This is a genomic window from Pedobacter sp. 05L430 (assembly GCF_056397585.1).
Genome location: NZ_JBFTNT010000328.1, coordinates 1 through 4,454, shown reverse-complemented (window position 1 = coordinate 4,454; position 4,454 = coordinate 1). Strand labels below are relative to the sequence as shown.

General features: G+C 37.7%; 5 protein-coding genes. 3 read left to right on the top strand and 2 right to left on the bottom strand.

The genetic code is table 11. The features are described from left to right. Positions 1-8: 8 nt before the first annotated feature. A complete protein-coding gene (locus AC1DG9_RS23865; protein ID WP_337714901.1) occupies positions 9-1,127 on the bottom strand; it encodes a trans-sulfuration enzyme family protein in 1,119 nt (372 codons plus the stop codon). Between the two features lie 118 nt (positions 1,128-1,245). Between AC1DG9_RS23865 and AC1DG9_RS23860 the strand changes: the two genes are divergently transcribed. The 3 genes from AC1DG9_RS23860 (at position 1,246) to AC1DG9_RS23850 (ending at position 3,797) form a co-directional block, all read left to right on the top strand. Further along, positions 1,246-1,734, top strand: coding sequence for a lipocalin family protein (locus AC1DG9_RS23860; RefSeq protein WP_172663326.1), 489 nt, complete (start codon positions 1,246-1,248; stop codon positions 1,732-1,734). A 124-nt stretch (positions 1,735-1,858) separates the two neighbouring features. Next, positions 1,859-2,524: a FadR/GntR family transcriptional regulator gene (locus AC1DG9_RS23855; RefSeq protein WP_172663325.1), complete on the top strand. Its 666-nt coding sequence runs from the start codon at positions 1,859-1,861 to the stop codon at positions 2,522-2,524. Positions 2,525-2,564: 40 nt separating this feature from the next. Next, complete coding sequence (locus AC1DG9_RS23850; RefSeq protein WP_477635368.1) at positions 2,565-3,797, top strand: MFS transporter; 1,233 nt, start codon at positions 2,565-2,567, stop codon at positions 3,795-3,797. A gap of 58 nt (positions 3,798-3,855) precedes the next feature. On the opposite strand, the gene AC1DG9_RS23845 is transcribed toward AC1DG9_RS23850, so the two are convergent. Continuing rightward, positions 3,856-4,454: SusD/RagB family nutrient-binding outer membrane lipoprotein (locus AC1DG9_RS23845; RefSeq protein ID WP_477635367.1), on the bottom strand; the 599-nt coding region annotated here is incomplete at its 5' end.

The following is a 4,454-nucleotide window of genomic DNA, read 5'->3' as shown; positions in this document are numbered from 1 at the left end:
GCTTGATTTTATCCTGCAAGTGCCTGATCTAAATCTGCTATTAGATCATCTATATGCTCAAGCCCAACAGATATCCGAATTAAATTTTGTGGGGTTTTGGTGTCAGGTCCTTCAACAGATGCACGGTGTTCTATTAAACTTTCAACTCCACCTAAACTTGTAGCCTGCGCAAAGACTTTAACTTTATTAACCACTTTTCTGGCTTCATCAGATCCACCTTTAACTAACACCGATAACATTCCTCCATAGCCATTCATTTGCCTTTTTGCGATGTCGTACTGAGGGTGGGTTATTAATCCCGGATAATAAACTCTTTCAATAGCAGGGTGTTTTTCTAGATGTAATGCTAAAGCCAATCCATTAGTACAGTGGCCGCGCATGCGATATGCCAATGTTTTGATACTTCTTATTAACAGAAAACAATCGAAAGGAGAGGGTACTGCTCCACCAACTTGCTGTATGTTTCTGATCTTTTCCCAAAATTCATTTTTTTCTGCCGTGATAAGTACCCCACCCAGAACATCACTATGGCCACCAATATATTTTGTGGAAGAGTGCATTACAATATCCGCCCCAAAATCAATAGGGTTTTGTAAGCATGGCGAAGCAAAAGTGCTGTCGCATGCAAGAATAAGGTTGTTCTCCTTGGCGATTTTGGAAACCCCGGCAATATCTGTAATTTTTAATAATGGATTAGAAGGGGTTTCTATCCATATCAATACAGTATTCTTCTTAATGAATTTTGCTATGTTATCAAGGTTCGTAAGATCTATAAAATCAATTTCAAGAGTATCTTTAAAAATGGTCCGCAGTTGTTTTTTAAAACCCCAGTACATGTCGTCAGGAGCAATGATATGGCTTCCTGGTTTTAAAGCCTGAAAAACTGCCATTCCAGCCGTATTTCCTGAAGAAAACGCACAGGCTTCTACACCTTTTTCTAATTCTGAAAGCGCATTTTCCAGTGCTGATCTATTTGGATTACTTACTCTGCTATACATATGTCCACCAGAGTAGCCACCATCTTCATCTCTCAGGAATGTGGTAGATAGATTTATAGGAGGTGTAACATCATTAGTRCTGACTTTATATAAATTTCCAGCATGTATTGCAAGTGTTTCTGGCTTCATTATTACGGGGTTAAAAGTTAAGATTGGGCATAAGATGTAACAAAGTTAAGGGTATAATGTTATTCGCCTTAAGTTTTGGCAAGATTTATGTAATTGAATTATCAAATTAAAGAAGAATATGAAAAGAATATTACTGATAGCAGCCATTTTATGCAGTTCGTTAATGGTTTTGCAAAGTTGTTCGCCTAAAGGTGGTGCAACTCAAAGTTTAAAGAAAGGTAATGTAACTGGTAATTGGGTTTTAAATGATATTACATTTGAAGGCTTGCCGCAATCAGCAGTAAAATCATTGTTTGATGAAGGTTCTTATACTTGCTTCAAAGGAAGTACCTGGAGTCTCACTAATAGCGGAAACGGAAGCTATACCTTACCAGGTGGAGGAGAGTGTACTGCAAAAACTCAGAAAATATACTGGTCAGTAAGTCCTGCTGACGAGACATTCCAATTCAAAAAGATCTTTGAAGGCGAAAAAGCCAAAAACGTAACTTCTGGTTACAGATCGGTATTGTCTTCTACAGATGGCAATAGTATGGTTATTAAATCACCTGTAGAATATGGAGCAAAAACTGCTTACATTGTCTTGAATTTTACAAAAGCAGCGAAATAAGAGTAAAATAGTTTGGTTTAGGGAAAAGGGTTCAATTAGTTTTGAGCCCTTTTTTTATTGATTTCTTTGTTAGATGTATTTTAATTTCTACCTTTGAATTCATCTGATGATATGATGAATTAACATGAAAGATCTTATACAAAAAAAGTCTCTTGCGGATGAAGTAGCCGCGCGATTAAGTGAGCAGATTTCTCTTGGACAATACAAAGTGAATGAACAGTTGCCGATAGAACCGGAATTAATGAAAAACTTTGGTGTCGGACGCTCAACTATAAGGGAAGCCATAAAAATATTAGCTAATTCTGGGTTACTTAGAGTTCAACAAGGGATTGGAACTTTTGTAGATCAGCTAACAGCAAATAGGGAACCTATGGATTTGCGGTTGAAGCGTGCGAATGTTAAAGATCTGGATGAGGTTAGGCAATTACTTGAAATGAAAATTGCAGAGAAAGCAGCACTTAACAGAACTGAAAGTGATATTATAATCATAAGAACTCATCTGGAAAACAGAAGAAGAGCCGCCAAGGAGGGATTAATAGATGAATGTATTGAAGCAGATGTGCAATTTCATATATCAATTGCCGAAGCTTCAAAGAATGAAATACTTGCCGACTTATATAAATCAGCCTCCATTCATTTAAAAAATTGGTTCCTTCAAACACATTCAGATGCCAGAGCCTTCGAAGAAACTTACATATATCATGAGCAGTTGCTAAAAAGCATTATCGCCGGAGACCCAAAAAAGGCCTGGAACATTGCCGCAAAAATATTAGGACACGTATCTCAATAAAAATTTATTAAAATTCATCAGATGATCTGATCTGAAAAATATGGAAAAAACATCTTTTACAAACACTGCCGTTATCGACACAAAGAGAATTACACAGCAAACAGTATTCTCTATTTTATTCACAATTAGTTTTACACATTTACTTAATGATATGCTTCAGGCAGTAATTCCTGCTGTATACCCTGTAATAAAAGAAAAGTTCAGTCTTACGTTTGCTCAAATAGGTCTTATCACTTTAACTTATCAGCTAACAGCATCAATATTGCAACCCTTTATTGGTTTTTATACAGATAAGAGGCCCCGCCCGTATTCACTTGTTATTGCAATGGGTTTTACGCTCTGTGGACTTGTAGCTGTGTCCTTTGCTTCCAGTTTTTTAAATATCCTTCTTGCAGTAAGTTTAATAGGAATAGGGTCCTCAATATTCCATCCGGAATCTTCCAGKGTAGCACATTTAGCTTCCGGAGGTAAAAAGGGACTTGCACAATCTATTTTTCAGCTGGGTGGAAATGCAGGTAGTGCTATAGGTCCGCTTTTGGCGGCAATTATAGTTGTCCCTCATGGTCAATTTTACCTTATATGGTTTTCATTAGCTGCAATTTTAGGTATTGTAGTACTGTCTAGGGTTGCAAAATGGTATCAGGAACAATTGGCCTTAAAGGCATTAAATAAAAGCATCCTTAAGGAAGAGGTTCATCATAATTTATCTAAGAACCGAGTGGTACTTTCCTTAGGTATTTTGATGGTACTTATCTTTTCAAAATACTTCTACATGGCTAGTATGACTAGCTATTATACATTCTACCTAATGGATAAATTTAATGTGTCGGTGCAGCAGTCTCAGGTCTACCTATTTGCTTTTTTAGGGGCTGTTGCTGCCGGTACGTTAATTGGAGGACCATTAGGAGATAGATTTGGCCGTAAGTATATCATCTGGATCTCAATTCTAGGTGCAGCGCCATTCACATTATTGCTGCCGTATGTTTCTTTATTCTGGACAGGTGCTTTATCTGTTGTTATTGGCTTAATTATTTCTTCCGCATTTTCTGCAATACTGGTTTATGCAACCGAATTGGTACCCGGAAAAGTGGGGATGATTGCTGGTCTGTTCTTCGGTTTTGCATTTGGTATGGGCGGATTAGGCTCCGCAGTTTTGGGGAAGCTGGCCGATCAGACCAGTATTGAATATGTATTTAAAATTTGTGCTTTTCTTCCTTTGATTGGGATTTTTACAGGGTTTCTCCCAAATATAGAGGGTAGTAAAAAAAGATAATTCTTACGCTCGATCGTACTCCTTTATTCATTAAATAATGGTGAATTAGGAGTACTTTTTATTTATCCCACCATACCCTTGATGTTAGTGCATCACCACCATTTAATCTCGCAACTGCAGCTTTATAGTTTTCAGGATTATTCAAAGCTTCAGAGGATAGGTATATCATTCTTCTGGGTATGGTCCCATTAGTTACATTACCAGTATAGTTAACAGGTATCAATTTAGGGTAATTGGATCTTTTCCAATTTAGCCAGGATTCAATAAAATTGAAATTGGTGCCTGTAGCCACCCAATACTGGGTGTTAATTTGATTAAGGGCTGTTTCCAGGTCAGATTGGGTTAATGGATGCTCATTTACGTAGGCGTTGATGATTTCAGGGGCTATTTTTGCCTGTAGATCCTGTTGTTCCATTGATTGCAATGCACCCCTCAGACCATTTGAATAATGTTCCGCCGCGGTGCCGGGAACATTCCATCCTTTCAGTTTTGCCTCAGMGAGTAAAAACTGTGTTTCGGCATACGTTATGATAAAAATGGGTCCGCCAAGTTTTAGGTATACATCAGTTCTTGGTCGGGAGTATTTACCTAGAGGAGCAAAATCAGCTCCTGAACCTGTTCCTCCAGGATATAAGGGATGTTTGCTGATATCGGTAT